Source organism: Novosphingobium colocasiae (assembly GCF_014652555.1).
Classification (GTDB): domain Bacteria; phylum Pseudomonadota; class Alphaproteobacteria; order Sphingomonadales; family Sphingomonadaceae; genus Novosphingobium; species Novosphingobium colocasiae.
Map to the genome: position 1 here is coordinate 65,948 of NZ_BMZA01000007.1, position 15,490 is coordinate 81,437.

Genomic DNA, 15,490 nt, shown 5'->3' on the forward strand with positions numbered 1-15,490 from the left:
TGACGGGAAAGGGGATACACATGTTCAAGACCAATGTTGGCGGGATCGATCGGGCGCTGCGCATCCTGGTGGGCGTGACGCTGGTGACGCTGGTTTTCGTGGGTGACAAAGTGGGCCTGCCGATCGGCAACTGGGGCTGGCTCGGGCTGATCCCGATCACCACCGGGCTGTCCCGCACCTGCCCCGCCTATGCCCCCTTCGGGATCAGCACCTGCCGACGCCGATAAGCGGCCCGCCGGTGCTTGCGCGGGGGGCCGCGAAACGGCATAGCCCCGCGCCATGCACGACATACGCCTGATCCGCGAAAATCCCGAGGCTTTCGACGCCGGCCTGGCCCGGCGGGGGATGGAACCGCAAGCCGCGCGCATCCTTGCGCTGGATGAGGAGCGCCGCGCCGTCGCCACCCGCATGCAGGAGGCCCAGAGCCGCCGCAACGATGCGAGCAAGGCGATCGGCAAGGCGATGGGCCAGGGCGATACCGCCACGGCCGAGGCGCTCAAGGCTGAAGTGGCGCAACTGAAGGACACCCTGCCCGCGCTCGAAGCGCAGGAAAAGGACCTGACCACTCGCCTGCAGGACGAACTGGCGCGCCTGCCGCAGATTCCGGTGGCGGAAGTGCCTGACGGCGAGGACGAGAGCCAGAACGTCGAGGTCAGCCGCTGGGGCACCCCGCGTACCTTCACCTTCACACCGAAAGAGCACGCCGATATCGGCCCCGCGCTCGGCCTCGATTTCGAGACCGGAGCGCTGCTGTCGGGCGCGCGGTTCACCTTCCTCAAGGGCCAGATGGCGCGCCTGCACCGGGCGCTGGCGCAGTTCATGCTGACCTCGCAGGCTGATGCTAACGGCTACGTGGAATGCAACGTGCCGCTGATGGTGAAGGACGAGGCGATGTTCGGCACCGGGCAATTGCCCAAGTTCGCCGAAGATCTGTTTCAGACGAACAAGTCCAGCGCACGTGAGCAAGCGATCGCACGCTTGATAGCGCTTGACAAAGAGTCCCCGCAGTGGGCCACAGCAGCGCGCGAAGCGCTAGCGGACGACGAAGCAAAAATTTCTCGTCTCTGGCTGATCCCCACCGCCGAAGTCTCGCTCACCAATGCCGTGCGCGACCAGATCGTCGATGCCGCCGCCCTGCCCCTGCGGATGACCGCGCTGACCCCGTGCTTTCGCTCCGAAGCCGGCGCGGCGGGGCGCGATACGCGCGGGTTCATCCGCCAGCACCAGTTCGAAAAGGTGGAACTCGTCTGCATCGCCCGGCCAGAGGATAGCGAGGCCGAACACGACAAGATGGTCCGCGCAGCCGAAGGCATTCTGGAGGCGCTGGAACTACCCTATCGCAAAGTGCTGCTGTGTTCGGGCGACATGGGCTTCACCGCGCGCAAGACCTTCGATCTCGAAGTCTGGCTGCCGGGCCAGCAGGCCTATCGCGAGATCAGTTCGATCTCCAACTGCGGCGATTTCCAGGCCCGCCGCATGAACGCGCGCTACCGGCCCGAAGGATCGAAGAAGACCGAGTTCGTCCACACGCTCAACGGCTCGGGTCTGGCGGTTGGCCGCACCTTGGTTGCGGTGCTGGAAAACTACCAGCAGGAAGACGGCTCGGTCACGGTGCCCGAAGCGCTTAGGCCGTGGATGGGCGGGATCGACTGCCTGATACCCGTCACTTGAAGGCTCCCGCAACTCGGAATTCAATGTAAAATGCGCATTCTTCTGACCAACGACGACGGGATCAACGCGCCCGGCCTTTACGTGCTGGAAAAGATCGCCGCCCGGCTGTCGGACGATATCTGGATCTGCGCGCCGAGCGAGGAGCAATCGGGCGCGGGGCACTCGCTGTCGCTCAGCCGCCCGGTGCGGCTGCGCCAGCACGCCGAGAAGCGCTTTTCCGTCACCGGCACGCCGACCGATGCGGTGACCATGGCACTGCGGCGGGTGCTGCCCGAACCGCCTGACCTGATCTTGTCGGGGGTCAACCGGGGTGCAAACCTGGCCGATGACGTGACCTATTCAGGCACCGTATCGGCGGCGATGGAGGGCGCGCTGGCAGGCATCCGGGCGGTGGCGCTCAGCCAGATCTACAGCCGTGAAGACGCCGGCGAGGACGTCTCGTTCTCTGCCGCCGAGGAATGGGGCGAGCGGGTGCTGCGCCCGCTGGTGGACATGCCGTTCGCGCCGCGCACGCTGATCAACGTCAACTTCCCGCCGATCGCCGGCAGCAAGGTGCGGGGCATCCGCGCCGTGCGGCAGGGTTTCCACGATTACGGGCGCGGCACGGTTGTGGAAGGAACCGACCCGCGCGGTTTCAAGTACTACTGGTTTGGTTTACACGGCATAGAGCATACGCCGGGGCTGGAAACCGACCTGGAAGCCGTCGCCGATGGCTTCATATCAGTCACCCCGCTGCAGCTTGACCTGACCCACGCGGCATCGCTCGCCGCGTTATCGGAGCGTTACAGTCGATGAGGCATCTGCTCTTCCTTGCCGCACCGGCGGCGCTGATCGCAAGCAGCCCGGCGTGGGCCGCCGATCCCAAGGAAGAGACGGTTCACGTGGTGGCCGAGGGCGAAACGCTGAACGGCATCGCCAACCGCGCCGGGGTATCGGCAGCGGCGATCATCACCGCCAATGCGCTGAAGGCCCCCGGCTATCCGGTGCGAGTTGGCCAGAAGCTGGCCATCCCGCGCAAGTCCGCCGCTAAACCGGCAGCAACCAAGCCTGCGGGCCCGGCCACCAGCGAGAGCGTGCACGTGGTCGGCGATGGCGAGACGCTGGGCGGCATCGCCAACCGCGCGGGGGTTTCGCGCACCGCCATCGCGCAGGCCAACGGGCTCAAGGGGCCGGACTATGCCGTCCGCGTCGGCCAGAAGCTCACCATTCCGCGCCCCGGCGGCACCCCGGCGGCCTCGGCTTCGGCCACCAAGACCCGCAGCGGGTCCGCCAAGGCCACCGCACCCGAACTGGAAACCCGCCATGTGGTGACCGAGGGTGAGACGCTGGGCGGCATCGCCGCGCGCGCCAAAGTGCCGCGCGTGCTCATCATCGAGGCGAACGGCCTCAAAGCGCCGTATGACGTGCGCCCCGGCCAGATACTGATGCTGCCGCGCACCCGCCGCCACACCGTGGCGCAGGGCGAAACCGGCTTCACCATCAGCTACAAGTACGGCGTGCCGTGGGACAAGATTGCCGTCGCCAACGGTATCGACGCGACGGCAGCGGTCAAGCCGGGGCAGGAACTGCTGATCCCCACCCTGCTCGATCCGCCCACCGTTTCCGCACCGGCTGCCACGCCGTCCCCGCAGCCCAGCGCAACGCCGGTCGCCGCGCGGCCTGCCGCCGCGCGCTTCGCCTGGCCGGTCGCCGGCAATATCCGCCGCGAGTACGCGACCGGGGCGGATTATCACAACGGCATCGATATCACCGCGCCGAAGGGCACGATGGTGCAGGCCGCCGCCGCCGGTACGGTCAAGTTCGCCGGGCTCGAAAAGGAGCAGTATGGCAACCTCGTCGTGCTCGATCACGGCGATGGCTGGTTCACCGCCTATGGCTTCCTCAGCCGGGTCACGGTGAAGGACGGCGCGAAAGTGGCGGCCGGGGAACGGATCGGGCTGGTCGGCAATACCGGGCAGGCCAAGGGCAACGAACTGCACTTCGAAATCCGCAAGGACGGCAACCCGATCGACCCGCGCGACCAGTTGCCCAAGGCGCAATAGAGCCCGTCCGATGGCCCGGCTGCGCAACCGGTCGGAACCGGCCAACCCGCTCCGCCGCGCCATCGCCATGCCGGTGTGGGCCGATGTCGGCTTGCGGATCGGTGCCGCGCTGGGGCTGATCTGCGTGGTCGTGCTGGTGCACTGGCTCGACCGCGATGGTCTCAAGGACAGCCACGACGGCACGATCAGCCTGCTCGACGTGGTCTATTTCACGATGATTTCGATCACCACCACCGGCTTTGGCGATATCGCCCCGGTCAGCGATCGCGCGCGGCTGATCGAAGCGGTGATCGTCACGCCGATCCGGCTCGCGGTGATCTACATTTTCGTCGGCACCGCATACAACTTCCTCATCAAGCGTAGCTGGGAGACATGGCACATGCGGCACATCCAGAACCGCCTCGAAAACCATATCGTCGTGCTGGGCTTCGGGGTCAGCGGATCGGAAGCCGTGTGCGAACTGATCGCGCGCGAGGTTGACCGGCAACCATCGTCGTCATCGACCAGCACGCCGGCCGGCTGGCCGAGGCGAGCAAGATGGGCTGCAACGTCCTTGAAGGCGATGCCACCCGCGACGAGACGCTGGCCGCCGTGCGGATCGAGGCGGCGCAGTCCATCCTGGTATCAGCCGGGCGCGATGATACGTCTATCCTGATCGTCCTCACCGCCCGCCATCTTGCCCCTGACACACCGATCACGGCGGTGGTGCGCGCCGCCGACAACGAATTGCTGGCGCGCCAGGCCGGGGCTTCGAACGTCATCAACCCGGTGCGCTTCACCGGCCTCCTGCTCGCGGGATCGGCGGGTGGCGAGCACGTGTCCGATTATCTGGCTGATCTCGCATCGGTTTCGGGCAAAGTGCACCTGATCGAGCGCCCGGTCTCGGCGGAGGAGGTCGGGCGGCCGCTTGATCAGCTCGCATCGGGCGGGCGTGGACTGCGGATATACCGGGGCGCAAAGGCCTTCGGTTTCTGGGAAGATCAGGCCGGCCGACTTGAGGCCGGTGACGTGGTGGTCGAAATCGTGCCGACCTGAAGCGTCACCCCAGCGCCCAGAACACCGTGCCCATCGCCAGGAACACCACGATCCACAACAGCGCGTCGCCGGCGCGGCGGCCGTACAGCGTTTCTCCGCCCTGATAGGTCAGGAGCACCGCCGGAGCGATGAAGGTCAGGGCAAAGCCGCCTGACTGCATCCAGTACAGCCACGGCTTCACCGCCAGCGTATCGGCCCCAAGCCGGGCAAAGTTGTGGCCCAGCATCGCGGCGGCGATCAGGAAGACGACGATCGGCAGCGGCAGGCGCGCGGCCGGGCCGGTGGGGGGCGGGGCCAGCAGGCCGCGCCGGACGGGGAACAGCAGGCTGTGCCCGAGCAACCACAAGATGATCGCCAGCGCAGCGGCGGCGAGTACGGCCAGCCAGTTGATCGGACCCAAGAGAGTGCTCCCGCTCGTTTGGAGCATGATAGCCGCCAAATCGGATCAAGCCCAGCCCAACCGCTGCAAGCAAGTCGATACGTGACTCCGCCGCCCAACCGGCGTATCGGGCCGCTCCAATGGCCATTGAAATCCCCTCGCCGCCCAAAGTCGGCATGGTCAGCCTCGGCTGCCCCAAGGCGCTCGTCGATAGCGAGCGCATCCTCACGCGCCTGCGCGCCGACGGTTACGCGATGAGCCCGGATTATGCCGGTGCCGACGTGGTGCTCGTCAACACCTGCGGCTTCCTCGATTCCGCCAAGGAAGAAAGCCTGGCCGCGATCGGCGAGGCGATCGCCGAAAACGGCCGCGTGATCGTGACCGGCTGCATGGGCAACGAGGCCGACGCCATCCGCGCGCGCTTTCCCGACGTGCTCGCGGTAACCGGCGCGCACCAGTACGAAGCGGTCGTCGAAGCGGTCCACGATGCCGCGCCGCCCGAACTGTCTCCCTATGTGGACCTGATCCCCCAGGCCTATGACGAGGCCGGGGTGAAGCTGACCCCGCGCCACTACAGCTATCTCAAGATTTCCGAAGGCTGCAATCACGCCTGTTCGTTCTGCATCATCCCTTCGCTGCGCGGAAAGCTGGCAAGCCGCCGGATCGACGCCGTGCTGCGCGAGGCGGAAAAGCTGGTGCAGGCCGGCACCCGCGAGCTGCTGGTCATCAGCCAGGACACCTCGGCCTATGGCGTGGACGTGCGCCATGAAGAACGGATGTGGAAAGACCACCCGGTCCGCACCCATATGACCGACCTCGCGCGCGAACTGGGCGGCTTGCGCGATGGAAGCGGCCAGGCACCGTGGGTGCGGCTGCACTATGTCTATCCCTATCCCCACGTCGATGCGGTGATCCCGCTGATGGCCGAAGGGCTGATCACCCCCTACCTCGACATCCCGTTCCAGCACGCCAGCCCCGCCGTGCTCAAGCGCATGAAGCGGCCCGCGAACGAGGCCAGGGTGCTCGAACGGCTGCGCGCCTGGCGCGACATCTGCCCGGACATCGCCATCCGTTCCAGCTTTGTCGTCGGCTTCCCCGGCGAGACCGAGGCCGATTTCGAATACCTGCTCGACTGGCTGGACGAAGCGCAGCTTGATCGCGTGGGCGCATTCCGCTTCGAACCCGTCGCCGGGGCCGCGGCCAACGACCTGCCGGATGCCGTGCCCGAATCGCTCAAGGAAGAGCGCTATGCCCGAATCATGGAAAAGACCGCCGCGATCAGCGCCGCCAAACTTCAGGCCCGGATCGGCCGCGTCCTGCCGGTGATTCTCGACGAAGTGGGCGAGCCGGACGAAGATGGCGATATCGGCGCTACCGGCCGCTCGCAGGCCGACGCTCCGGAAATCGACGGCGCGGTCTACTTGCGCAACGTGCCCGCCGATTCGGCACCCGGCGATATCCTGAATGTGCGCATCGAGGATGCAGACGAACACGATCTATTCGGCGCACCATCGTAAATTAGTTCACAATATCATGGGATTACCGCCGACTTGCGGATTTCGCAACAGAAGGGGAGCTTTTCGCATTTGCGAGATGAACCTCCATTCGACATATGGGAGTTGCCTTTCAGGCATCCTCTCCCAAACACTTCCAAGGGCTGGTCTTCGGACCAGCCCCTTTTTTTGGCACTTTACTGCGGGGTGTCGCAGCGGATTTATCCTTTAGGTCGGCTATAGTGCATTTTATGCAACTGGTTTTGACGCATGTGCATTTGCGGAATCAGAGCGCTTGAGACACATAGAACAGGCCTTTCAGGCATCCTCTCCCAAACACTTCCAAGGGCTGGTCTTCGGACCGGCCCCTTTTTTTGCCTTTCGATGCAGCCTCGCCGCAGGAAAGCGCACTGGCCGGATCCCGTCAGGCTGCCTCGAACGCGGGTTCAGCCGGCCCCCTGAACGGCACGGGTGGCGCATCGGCTTCAATTGTCCTAGCCAGTCGGCATGACCGAACCCGCGCGAATCTTCACCGCCGCCCTCGTCGTCATCGGCGACGAAATCCTGTCCGGCCGCACGCATGACAAGAACATCGCCCAGGTCGCCACGTGGCTGCAGATCCAGGGCATCCGCCTCAAGGAAGTGCGCGTGGTGGCCGACGATACCGCTGCCATCGTCGAGGCGGTGAACACGCTGCGGGTGCGCCACGATTACCTGTTCACCACCGGCGGCATCGGCCCCACGCACGATGACATCACGGTGGACGCCATTTCCGAGGCGCTGGGGGTGGACGTGGTGGTCCACCCGGATGCCCGCGCCATCCTCAACGATTATTACGAGACGCGCGGCGGGCTGACCGAGGCCCGCCTGCGCATGGCCCGCACGCCCGAAGGCGCGGACCTGATCCCGAACCGCTTCACCGGCGCGCCGGGCATCCGCTGCGGCAACGTGTTCATCATGGCCGGGGTGCCCACCATCGCCGCCGGCATGCTCGAAGGGCTGGTCGGCCAGCTTGAAGGCGGCGCACCGCTGCTGTCGGAAACGGTCGGCTGCTGGGTGGGCGAAAGCGAGGTCGCCGATCTGCTCCATGCGACCGAAAAGGCCTTTGCCGGCTGCCAGATCGGCTCTTATCCATTCTGGAAGAACGGGGTGACCGGGGCCAACTTCGTGATCCGCTCCACCGATCCCGAGGTGCTGGCGGCCTGCGCCCGATCGCTGGTCGTTGGGCTGGAGGATCGCGGGAAATCGGCAATTCCCGGTGGCATCTAGGTGACATCGAAACTCCCGCCACTTTCGTCACCCCGGGCTTGCCCCGGGGTCTCGCTTTCGGCGCGCCATGGCCGCAGGCAAGCGGGGTCCCGGATCAAGTCCGGGACGACGAAGCGCGCAAGTGTTGGGTTCGGGTGACCCGGTCGCGTCGCCTGTTCCCGGCGGCACTGCTGCCCCTTGCCGCGGCGGGGTGCAGCCCGACGGCGCTGCGCGAGCTGGAACGCCTGCTCAACAGCCGCGATAGCGCCACGGCTGCGCTGGCTCAGTGGTGCGCGGCGCGCGGGATCGCCGCGCCGCCCCGCATCGTCGCGCAGCCGGTGGTGGGTGACGATGCGCCCCTGCCATCGGACGCCCGCAGGCTTCTGTCAGTGCCCGAAACGGCAAGCCTGGGCTATCGCCACGTCCGCCTTGCTTGCGGCGACGTGATCCTGTCCGAAGCGCACAATTGGTTCGTCCCTGCCCGGCTCACTGATGACATGAACGCCGCGCTGGCCACCACCAACACCCCGTTCGGCACCGTGGTCGCCCCGCTTCATTTTACCCGCGAGCGGCTCGACACACGGCGCGGGCGCGAGGAAGGCTGCCCGCCCGGCACGGTCCTGGCCCAGCGGGCGCTGTTGCGCCGGCCCGACGGGCAGCCGATCAGCCTGGTCGTCGAATGCTATCAGGAGGATGCGCTGGTCCGATCGGGCTGAGCGGCCCTTCCCGCGATCACCAAAAAGGCCGGAAGGGTTTCCCCTCCCGGCCTTTTTCTTGTCGGTCGAGCCGAAGATCAGGCGTTGGTAAGCTGCGCCGTATCGATCTTCAGACCCGGGCCCATCGACGAGGACAGCGTGACCTTGCGGACATACTTGCCCTTGGCACCCGACGGCTTCGCCTTGATGATCGCATCGACGAAGGCACCGAAGTTGGTGGTGAGATCGGCGTCCGAGAAGCTCATCTTGCCGATGCCGGCGTGGATGATCCCCTGCTTTTCGACGCGGAACTCGATCTGGCCGCCCTTGGCGTCCTTGACCGCCTGCGCGACGTTCGGGGTGACGGTGCCGAGCTTCGGGTTCGGCATCAGGCCCTTGGGGCCCAGCAGCTTGCCGAGACGGCCGACCACGCCCATCATGTCCGGGGTGGCGATGACGCGATCATAGTCGAGGTTGCCGGCCTGCATGTCGTCCATGAGGTCTTCGGCACCCACCTTGTCGGCACCGGCGGCCAGCGCTTCAGCGGCCTTGTCGCCCTTGGCGAACACGGCGACGCGCACGGTCTTGCCGGTCCCGGCGGGGAGCGACACCATGCCGCGCACCATCTGGTCGGCGTGACGCGGGTCAACGCCCAGGTTCATCGCGACTTCGATGGTCTCGTCGAACTTGGTGGTCTTCAGGTCGCGCAGCGCCTGGAGCGCTTCACCGACGCCGTAGAGCTTGAGGTTATCGCCCAGCTTTTCGTTCAGCGACTTCTGCTTCTTGGTCTGCTTGGCCATCGTCTCAGCCCTCCACCACTTCAAGGCCCATCGAACGCGCGGAGCCTTCGATGATCTTGGTTGCCGCCTCGATGTCGTTGGCATTGAGGTCAGCCATCTTGACCTGCGCGATCTCGGCAAGCTTCGAACGTGCGATCTTGCCGGCCGAATCCTTGCCCGGGGTCTTCGAACCGGACTTGAGGTTGGCAGCCTTCTTGATGAGGAAGCTGGCGGGCGGGGTTTTGGTGACGAAGGTGAAGCTGCGATCGGCGTAGACGGTGATGATCGTCGGGATCGGCATGCCGTTTTCGAGTTCCTGCGTGGCAGCGTTGAACGCCTTGCAGAACTCCATGATGTTGACGCCGCGCTGACCCAGCGCCGGACCGATCGGCGGCGACGGATTAGCTTTGCCGGCCGGCACCTGCAGCTTGATGTAACCAGTAATCTTCTTGGCCATGAGGCCGCTCCTTTTCACACTTTCGCGCCCGGTTCGAAAGGAACCGGTTGCTCATGTTAAGCGGTCAAACAGGCGGCACGCCGCCCTCCCGCAATGGAATCGGACAGCCCCGAAGGACTGCCGAAGGGCGCGCCCCTAACCGAAAACCCGAAGAAAGGAAAGCGCGGAGTTTCCCCGCGCAAACCTCAGGCGGCGGCTACCGCACGGTCCCGCCGCGCCGCCCAGACCGCTCGGATGGCGCGGCGCGCTGGGACTTCGACCAGCCGGAAGCTCAGATCGGCCAGCACCAGCACCAGCGCCGCGAAGCCCGCCGTCCATAGCGCCGCCGTTCCGGGTCCGCCGGAAACCTTGCCCACGTTCATCTCGATCAGCTTCAGGACCGGCATGTGCAGCAGGTAGATCGCATAGGACCGGTCCCCCAGCCAGCGCATCGGTGCCGATCCCGCAAAGCGCGAGCGCAGCGCCAGCAGCAGCGCGGCAGGCCAGGCGATCAGGCACAGCGGCAGCAGCGAACTGCGCTGTCCCATGTCGATCATCAGGCCGCCGATCATCAGCGCCGCCAGTACCGGCACGGGTATGCGCGCCAGCCGGCCCCGCGCCAGCCACATCGCCTGCCCCAGGAAAAAGCCCAGCAGCCCACGCGAGAGATCGTCCGACGTCCACGGCCCCCCGGCGCGGCCCTGCAGAATGAAGTGGACCAGCGCCCCGGCGATCGCCAGCCCGGCCACCAGCCGCACCCGCCGCAGCCCGCCGACCGCCGCCATGGCGAACAGGAGATAGCAGACGCATTCGACCGAGATCGACCAGCTCGGCCCGTTGAACGCCTGCGCTTCGGGCGGATAGAAGCCCTGCAACATCGCCAGATTGGCGACGAAAGCCAGCGGCGTGTTGGCGGGATCGGCGGCGAACAGCAGCGCGCACAGGCACAGCGTCAGCAGGTGCAGCGGATAGAGCCGGGCCAGCCGCGCCACCGCGAATTCGCGCAAGTGCCCTTTTTCCAGCGCGCCCGCCGCCAGGTAGACGTGCGCGAAGATATAGCCCGAAATGAGGAAGAACAGGTCCACCATCGTCCAGCCCCAGTCGCGAAACCAGGCGAACGGCTGTGGCAAGGCGACCATCGCGGCGGGGGCGAACAGGCTTTGCGGGTGATAGAGAAATGCCACGCCGCAGGCCGCCAGCCCGCGCAAGCCGTCAAGCCGGTGCAAGCGCACCGGCTGTGCGGGATTGTCTCCCAGACGCGAAAAAGCCCCGGACATGTCCGAGGCTTTGCGCCGGGAATGGTTAATTCCCGATTGAGAAGCGCCGGAACGCCTGCCCGTTACTTGCTGAGTTCCCGTTACTTGCTGAGTTCGACGTGTTCGAAGTCCAGCTCGACCGGGGTGGCGCGGCCGAAGATCGAAACCGAGACCTTGACGCGGTTCTTGTCGAAATCGAGTTCCTCGACCAGGCCGTTGAAGCTGGCGAACGGACCGTCCAGAACCTTGACCGAATCGCCGATCTCGTAATCGACGCTGACCTGCTTGCGCGGTGCGGCGGCGGCGGCTTCGGCGGCACCGAAGTAACGCGAAGCCTCGCTCTCGCTGATCGGCTGGGGCTTGTTGTTGTTGCCCAGGAAGCCGGTCACCTTCGGCGTGTTCTTGACGAGGTGATAGACATCATCGTTCATCGACAGCTTGGCGAGAACGTAGCCCGGCATCGTCTTGCGCTCGACCTGGACCTTCTTGCCGCGCTTCACCTCGGTGATGGTTTCGTGCGGAACCTGCACGTCCTCGACGAGCTGCGACAGGCCGATCCGCTCAGCCTCGGCGAGGATCGATTCCTTCACCTTGTTCTCGAAGCCGGAATAGGCGTGGATGATGTACCAGCGGGCCATGGTTTTCTCTATTTTGTGACGGGTTGGCGGCGAAACGGCGGATTACAGCAGCGACAGCAGCGAGGTGACGACCCAGCCGAACAAAGCATCGATGCCCAGGAAGAACACCGCAAGCAGCACGGTCATCAGGCCGACGAAGATCGCCGTCGTCACCGTTTCCTGGCGCGAGGGCCAGTGGATCTTGGACGCTTCGACGCGCACCTGCCGGATGAATTCGCCGGGAGTGGTCTTGGCCATGTCAGTCGCTTCTTTCGCCTTGCTGCGGCAACGGGTGATCTCTTGCTTCCGCCTAGGGCTCATCGCCGCCCCGGCCGTGGCCGGGAGGGGCTTCGAGATATCCGAATGTCGGAAGAGTTGCGCGATTTAGCCGCCGTCGACCGGATTTGCAAGACGCGCGAGGAAAGAGTGCTCGGTGCTGTAGATCACGTGTGCGCCATCGGGCAGCGCCACCGGCTCCACCGTGCCGATGAACCACAGGAAATCGGCGTGGTTGGCGGGACGGAACTTGCGCAGATCGATCTGCTGTCCGCCCGAATAAAGGATGCGCTGGGTGGGATCGGCAAAGCGATAATCGCTGTCGCGCATCGACAGCATGTGAACATCGGGCAGCGCGAAGTTGGAATTCTCCATCGCGCTGCGTCGGACCACCGCATAGCTGCCGAAATGCTCGAACGGGCCGAACTTCCACTGGCTGCGCGGGATCGCGACGGCTGTTGCCACGCGCGCCCCTTCGGGCACGTGATCGAGCGCGGCGATCAGGTCGCGCGCTTCCTGCGCATCGCGGTGCCAGGCGACCGTTGTCACCCCGGTGCGGGTCAGGAACAAGGCCGAAGCCAGCACCAGCGCCCAGACCGGCGTTGCCAGATCGACCGCCAAGCATGCAACCATCAGCGCGGTGGTGCTCAGCCGGTAGTCCGCATAATCGCCGCCGAAGATCTGGCGCGGCACCACCAGCGTCAGCACCAGCAGCAGCAGCGCCGCCCAGCCCATCCGCGCATCGAAACGGCGCAGCAGCAGCGCCAGCGCCAGCACCGCCAGCACCGCGCACAGGCTGGTCACGTCCAGCCAGTAGATGTTGCTGCGCATCGCCTTGTAGAGGATGCCCCACTTGTACTGCATCACCCAACTGCCATAGGAAACCTTGTCGTTCGACCCGAGGCCCAGCAGCATCGGCAGCAGCGGAAAGATCATCGGCCAAGGGGCGAGGAACGGCCGCCAGTCCTTCCACGACCGGCGACGGCTCCATTCATAACCGAACACCAGCACGCCCATCACGCCCCAGCCCGAGACGTGCGACAGCCAGACCACGAAGCCGACCAGCACGAACACCACCGGACGCCAGGCCTTGCCCTCCATCACGATCCACAGCGCCAGCGCCAGCAGCGCCAGCGCGAGGCTGAGCGACCAGTTGAGGAATCCCATCAGCAGCGATGGCGACCAGATGGTGCACAGCGCCAGGATCGCCCCCACCCCGACGCGGCGATAGAGCGCCATGGAAACAGCCATGATCGCCAGCCCGGTCAGCGCCGGGATCAGTGCCACCACGATCCGCCCGGCCGCTTCCACCCCGAACACGGCAGACAGCGGCACCATCAGCAGTTCCGCGCCAAGGTTGCCGGTCCACTCCCAGCGGAAGGTGAAATAGCGGGTGAGGAACGGGTCCAGCCCGTAGTCGACGGCGATCTTGTACCCGGCGAGATGCGAGGGATAGTCGGTCATCTGCGGTGCCCAGGCGACCAGCGCGGGCAGGCTTGCGAGAAGCGACAGCGCCAGGCCCAGCCACAGCGCAAAGCCGCCCGGCAACCGGCGAACTACCGCAATCTCACCCGGTTCGGGCTGCGCTGTACCGTGCATCTAAGCTCCGAAAAATCCCTTGCCCGCCGTGCCTGCCAGCAACCAGCCCGCGATGTCGGCCAGCACCGCCCGAATCGCGGACGAAGCGCTCTCCTAACCGCAGGACCGCGATTGACAAGCCGCAGGCGATACCATCCCCCGCGCGCGATGTCAGCCGCAGCGCTGCCGGCCGCGCCGAGCGGCAAGGCAATCCGATCAAATTGTGTTCAAGCGCCGGCAGACGGGATGACGCCGGCGTTTCGTCACCGCGTAGCGTTGTAGGCCAGCTGGGTTTCGGTCAGCTGGAAGCCGACCAGCACTTCGAACGTGGCGCGGGCGACCGCAGCCTTGATTTCGGGGGCCGCGAGCGGATCGACGGCGGCGTCCGCATCGCCGGCCTTGCGCTTGCGGGTGATGCGTTCGCGGATGTCCTGCGGCAGCGTGGCGGCGGCGCGATCAACATAGGCGGTGCCGGTGGCGGTGGCCTGTGCCCGGTCCTGCCCGTCCGCGAAGTTCAGCGTGATCTGGCCGACGCGCTTGCTGGTGACGGCGGAGCCGCCCTGAAGCACCGAAACGAAATAGGGCAGCGTGACCGTGCGCGCCCCGCGCGCATCGTTGCGGCGGCCGAGGACCTGGAAGCTGACCTGCGCGCTCACCTTGTCGCCGCCGACATCCTCGTTGCACTGGCTGCGCACGTCGGTCATCGCCGCGACGACGTCGATGTTGTCGGCGGTCTGGCCGGCACCGGGGCCGAACACCGTCATGTCGCCGGTATAGTCGGGAATGCCGACCGCCGGGCACTTGGAACGGACCGCAGTGATGCCCACGCCTTCGTCCACCACGATATCGCCCTTGGACTTGCACCCGCTGAGCGCGGCAAGCGCGGCGGCGGAGCACAGGGTTGTGGCGATCAGACGGCGTGCTTGCATCAGGGCATCCTCGATTGGGTGCGCTTGCCCTAGCGACGCAAGCTGGAAAACGCTAGAGGCGGCGAGATGAATGCGCCATTTCCCAACAGCCCGCCGCTGACGCCCGCCGCCGCTTCCCGCGCCCCGCTGCGCCTCCTGATCGCCGCGCCGCGCGGGTTCTGCGCCGGGGTGGACCGTGCGATCGAGATCGTCGAACTGGCGCTGCGCCGCTATGGCGCGCCGGTCTATGTCCGGCACGAGATCGTGCACAACAAGTTCGTGGTCGATACGCTGCGGGCCAAGGGCGCGGTGTTCGTCGAAACGCTGGACGACGTGCCGGACGGCGTGCCGGTGATCTTCAGCGCCCACGGCGTACCGAAATCGGTGCCCGCCAAGGCCGAGGCGCGCGGGCTCGAATACCTCGACGCCACCTGCCCGCTGGTCAGCAAGGTGCACCGCCAGGCCGAGCGCCAGTTGGAAGCGGGCCGCCACATCCTGTTCATCGGCCACGCCGGCCACCCCGAGGTGATCGGGACGTTCGGCCAGGTGCCCGACGGGGCGATGACGCTGGTGGAAACGCTGGCCGATGTCGCCGCCCTGCCCTTCCCGACCGATTCGGCGCTGGCCTATCTGTCGCAGACCACGCTGTCGGTGGACGACACCGCCGCCATCATCGACGCGATCCGCGCGCGCTATCCCGATTGCGTCGCCCCGAAAGCGGAAGACATCTGCTACGCCACGTCAAACCGGCAGACGGCGGTCAAGCAGATCGCGCCGGAATGCCAGTTGGTGCTGGTGATCGGCGCGCCGAACAGCTCGAACTCGCTGCGGCTGGTCGAAGTGGCGGAACGCACCGGTGCCCGCGCCCACCTTATCCAGCGCGCCGACGACATCGCGGACGAGTGGTTCGACGGCGTGGACACGGTGGGCCTTACCGCCGGTGCCTCCGCGCCCGAGGAACTGGTGCGCGAAGTGGTGGCACGACTGAACACCCTGCGCGAGGTGCGCGAGGAGGAAGTGGTCACCGCGCAGGAGCGCATCACGTTCAAGCTGCCGCGCCAGTTGGTCGGCTGATCC

16 protein-coding genes and 1 pseudogene are annotated in these 15,490 nt (G+C 66.2%); 9 read left to right on the forward strand and 8 right to left on the reverse strand.

Annotation, left to right across the window (positions count from 1 at the left end; genetic code table 11):
* Positions 1 to 20 precede the first annotated feature (20 nt).
* From IE122_RS10820 to IE122_RS10840, 5 genes and pseudogenes are all read left to right on the forward strand, one after another.
* Positions 21 to 227, forward strand: a complete 207-nt coding sequence (locus tag IE122_RS10820; protein WP_189621189.1) for a YgaP family membrane protein — start codon at positions 21 to 23, stop codon at positions 225 to 227.
* A gap of 52 nt (positions 228 to 279) precedes the next feature.
* Positions 280 to 1,671, forward strand: a complete 1,392-nt coding sequence (gene serS / locus IE122_RS10825) for a serine--tRNA ligase (RefSeq protein ID WP_189621190.1) — start codon at positions 280 to 282, stop codon at positions 1,669 to 1,671.
* 30 nt (positions 1,672 to 1,701) lie between these two features.
* Positions 1,702 to 2,466 (forward strand): 5'/3'-nucleotidase SurE, encoded by a 765-nt coding sequence (gene surE / locus IE122_RS10830; protein ID WP_189621191.1) that lies wholly within the window; start codon positions 1,702 to 1,704, stop codon positions 2,464 to 2,466.
* Positions 2,463 to 3,713: a LysM peptidoglycan-binding domain-containing M23 family metallopeptidase gene (locus tag IE122_RS10835; protein ID WP_189621192.1), complete on the forward strand. Its 1,251-nt coding sequence runs from the start codon at positions 2,463 to 2,465 to the stop codon at positions 3,711 to 3,713. Before surE ends, IE122_RS10835 begins: the two co-directional genes overlap by 4 nt.
* Positions 3,714 to 3,723: 10 nt before the next feature.
* Positions 3,724 to 4,748, forward strand: a pseudogene (locus tag IE122_RS10840) (potassium channel family protein).
* A gap of 4 nt (positions 4,749 to 4,752) precedes the next feature.
* Here IE122_RS10840 and IE122_RS10845 read toward each other — a convergent pair.
* On the reverse strand, positions 4,753 to 5,148 hold the full coding sequence (locus tag IE122_RS10845; protein WP_189621193.1) for a DUF1761 domain-containing protein: 396 nt from the start codon (positions 5,146 to 5,148) through the stop codon (positions 4,753 to 4,755).
* 119 nt (positions 5,149 to 5,267) lie between these two features.
* Between IE122_RS10845 and rimO the strand changes: the two genes are divergently transcribed.
* From rimO to IE122_RS10860, 3 genes are all read left to right on the forward strand, one after another.
* Entirely contained in the window at positions 5,268 to 6,644 is a 1,377-nt protein-coding gene (gene rimO, locus IE122_RS10850; RefSeq protein WP_189621194.1) for a 30S ribosomal protein S12 methylthiotransferase RimO, read from the forward strand.
* Between the two features lie 483 nt (positions 6,645 to 7,127).
* Positions 7,128 to 7,889: a competence/damage-inducible protein A gene (locus tag IE122_RS10855; RefSeq protein WP_189621195.1), complete on the forward strand. Its 762-nt coding sequence runs from the start codon at positions 7,128 to 7,130 to the stop codon at positions 7,887 to 7,889.
* A 134-nt stretch (positions 7,890 to 8,023) separates the two neighbouring features.
* Entirely contained in the window at positions 8,024 to 8,584 is a 561-nt protein-coding gene (locus IE122_RS10860) for a hypothetical protein (RefSeq protein WP_189621196.1), read from the forward strand.
* Between the two features lie 77 nt (positions 8,585 to 8,661).
* Here the strand turns inward: IE122_RS10860 and rplA are convergent, their stop codons facing one another.
* From rplA to IE122_RS10895, 7 genes are all read right to left on the reverse strand, one after another.
* Entirely contained in the window at positions 8,662 to 9,363 is a 702-nt protein-coding gene (gene rplA, locus IE122_RS10865; RefSeq protein ID WP_189621197.1) for a 50S ribosomal protein L1, read from the reverse strand.
* Between the two features lie 4 nt (positions 9,364 to 9,367).
* The gene (gene rplK / locus IE122_RS10870; RefSeq protein ID WP_189621198.1) at positions 9,368 to 9,799 is read right to left on the reverse strand and encodes a 50S ribosomal protein L11; all 432 of its coding nucleotides are present in this window, start codon (positions 9,797 to 9,799) and stop codon (positions 9,368 to 9,370) included.
* Positions 9,800 to 9,984: 185 nt separating this feature from the next.
* Positions 9,985 to 11,055 carry an acyltransferase family protein gene (locus IE122_RS10875; RefSeq protein ID WP_189621199.1) on the reverse strand — a complete coding sequence of 357 codons (1,071 nt, stop codon included), beginning with the start codon at positions 11,053 to 11,055 and terminating at the stop codon, positions 9,985 to 9,987.
* A gap of 80 nt (positions 11,056 to 11,135) precedes the next feature.
* Positions 11,136 to 11,672, reverse strand: a complete 537-nt coding sequence (gene nusG, locus IE122_RS10880; protein ID WP_189621200.1) for a transcription termination/antitermination protein NusG — start codon at positions 11,670 to 11,672, stop codon at positions 11,136 to 11,138.
* A gap of 42 nt (positions 11,673 to 11,714) precedes the next feature.
* The gene (secE, locus tag IE122_RS10885; RefSeq protein ID WP_189621201.1) at positions 11,715 to 11,909 is read right to left on the reverse strand and encodes a preprotein translocase subunit SecE; all 195 of its coding nucleotides are present in this window, start codon (positions 11,907 to 11,909) and stop codon (positions 11,715 to 11,717) included.
* Between the two features lie 126 nt (positions 11,910 to 12,035).
* Positions 12,036 to 13,526, reverse strand: a complete 1,491-nt coding sequence (locus IE122_RS10890) for a hypothetical protein (protein ID WP_189621202.1) — start codon at positions 13,524 to 13,526, stop codon at positions 12,036 to 12,038.
* A 242-nt stretch (positions 13,527 to 13,768) separates the two neighbouring features.
* Positions 13,769 to 14,434: a hypothetical protein gene (locus tag IE122_RS10895; RefSeq protein ID WP_189621203.1), complete on the reverse strand. Its 666-nt coding sequence runs from the start codon at positions 14,432 to 14,434 to the stop codon at positions 13,769 to 13,771.
* A gap of 66 nt (positions 14,435 to 14,500) precedes the next feature.
* Here IE122_RS10895 and ispH point away from each other — a divergent pair, with 66 nt between their 5' ends.
* Positions 14,501 to 15,487 (forward strand): 4-hydroxy-3-methylbut-2-enyl diphosphate reductase, encoded by a 987-nt coding sequence (ispH, locus tag IE122_RS10900; protein WP_189621204.1) that lies wholly within the window; start codon positions 14,501 to 14,503, stop codon positions 15,485 to 15,487.
* Positions 15,488 to 15,490: the final 3 nt, after the last annotated feature.